Consider the following 1,314-nt stretch of genomic DNA (forward strand, 5'->3'; position numbering starts at 1 on the left):
GAGCAGTACAATCTTATCACTCATATTTTCATGTCTAGAAAATTGAGATAATGCCATCCATAAATCGCATAAGAAGTTAGAACCTACCTTCATTGCACGCCTCCGTGGACTTGTTCTCTCAAACATGCTGCCCATCCTTTAAGTGTGATTTTTGTTGAAGGCAGCACCTTTTCTGTTCCATCCGGTTTTTGAATGGTGATGGCAGAACAGTCCATGAATCCTTTGTTGATTTTATCCTGATTAAGGTAACAATGGACCACTTGGAGCACGTCGATACACCCAATCATTTTTACGCAAGTAATCTATTAAATCCTTTGGTCTTATCTCCAACATCTTCGCGGCTTCAATCAAACCAAACAAACCATCAGAGCGTTTTAAGCCTTCTAAAGCTTTTGCTTTTGGTGCTAATTCTGAAATAACATGGTCTTTCTGCTCAATTTGATTTTGTAGATGATTTAAGGCGCCAAGTAATACTTCGGGTTTGGAGTAATCAATTTATGGAATAGCTACTTGTCTTTCCAACGGTTAATTATCTTTGCTCGTAAGGCAGTGCTGTAACTAGAAACAAGAATTAAGCATTCACGCTTTGGCGGGTTATAACAAGGGCGGCTTTCACCTTATGTTATCAAGGTAGTGCCCACCAAAATCAACCTTCTCAAATTTGAGGGCGTTAAGTTCTTCAAGCGTTTTCTTGATGTCACGCATAATATTGTCATGCCTTTTGCCACATAATTCAGTAATTTTAATAATGGTATTCATAAAGAATTCTTAGATGTTAGACGTTCCTTAATGACATTCTAAAAGAGTGCTGGTCGCTAAGAAACACGGCATCTAGTCCGTCGTTATGCCTTTCCCCGAAGGGGGGTATATGGCATAGCCACACCTGACAAAGCTATTATATGCATGTAGCATAGAATGAGTTAAAGCTTTTAAATTGCGGAAGATTAGTTATTTCGGCAACTAATCCGCTAGTTGTTTTAAGGTGTTTTTGAGGCACCTGATTTGAAAATACCTATTACTAGAATTGTCCAGTAATAAAAATTACTTTTTGCTAAGAAAACGTTTCACATACTGTACAGTGTACATATTGAAATTGTTATTTATCAATGAGTTAAGTGTACAATGTACAGTCAAATTGAAAATTCTGTCGCTAGCGATAGTTCGCACTAGCCTGTCCCGCAACGAAGCCAACCCGCTGGGAAGTACCTTTTACATTGATTTTATTGACTTTTTTATGGAAAAACAAAGCATAAGTGATAATCTGTTTTTAAAATTGCAATCAAAGTGTGTAATGCATAAACTCATAAGGATATG

General features: G+C 37.3%; 1 pseudogene. It reads right to left on the bottom strand.

Annotation, left to right across the window (positions count from 1 at the left end):
• Window positions 1-89: 89 nt before the first annotated feature.
• Window positions 90-759, bottom strand: a pseudogene (locus ACFINR_RS09330) (phage antirepressor KilAC domain-containing protein).
• Between the last annotated feature and the right edge of the window lie 555 nt (window positions 760-1,314).

This window comes from Bartonella sp. AP19HLJMH, from assembly GCF_042196245.1.
Taxonomy (GTDB): Bacteria; Pseudomonadota; Alphaproteobacteria; order Rhizobiales; family Rhizobiaceae; genus Bartonella.